1 protein-coding gene is annotated in these 657 nt (G+C 64.4%); it reads left to right on the top strand.

All coding sequences use genetic code 11. The features are described 5' to 3' along the window. Nucleotides 1-40 precede the first annotated feature (40 nt). Nucleotides 41-657: pectate lyase (locus ACTMTI_RS56975; RefSeq protein WP_441129425.1), on the top strand; the 617-nt coding region annotated here is incomplete at its 3' end.

Here is a 657-nt window from a genome sequence, read left to right as displayed (position 1 = left end):
CGGTGGCGGCAGCGGTGCCTGGCCGAGCGACACCGGTAGCGTGCATCAGACGACGACGCGCAACACGGGGTCGTTCTTCGACGGCGGGATGAAGCGTTACTACGGCATCGGTGACGGTGGTCAGGGTGAGAGCCAGGATCCGATGTTCGTGGTGCCCAATGGCGGCACGATCCAGAACGTCATCATCGACGCGCCGGCCGGTGACGGCATTCATTGCGAGGGTTCGTGCACGATCCGCAACGTGTGGTGGAACGATGTGGGTGAGGATGCCGCGACGTTCAAGTCCTCCAGTTCGTCGGCGACCTATCTGGTCGATGGCGGGGGTGCCAAGTCCGGTGCCGACAAGGTGTTCCAGCACAACGGTGCCGGGACGGTGACGATCAAGAACTTCCAGGTGCACAGTTCCGGCAAGCTGTATCGGGCGTGCGGTAACTGCTCCTCTTCCTACCAGCGGCACGTGGTCATGGACGGGGTGACCGCCCGGACCACCAAGGTGCTGGCCGGGATCAACACCAACTGGGGCGACACCGCCCGCTTCAGCCGGATCACCGTGTACGGCAGCGCCACGATCTGTGAGAAGTACCGGGGCGTTCCCAAGGGCCAGGAGCCGGAGAAGATCGGCTCCGGTGCCGACGGCGTGAACTGCCTCTACTCCTC

The sequence above is a fragment of the Nonomuraea sp. H19 genome, from assembly GCF_052068215.1.
Classification (GTDB): Bacteria; Actinomycetota; Actinomycetes; order Streptosporangiales; family Streptosporangiaceae; genus Nonomuraea.
The sequence above is the reverse complement of the archived record's forward strand: the minus strand, read 5'-3'. Positions and strand labels throughout refer to the sequence as shown.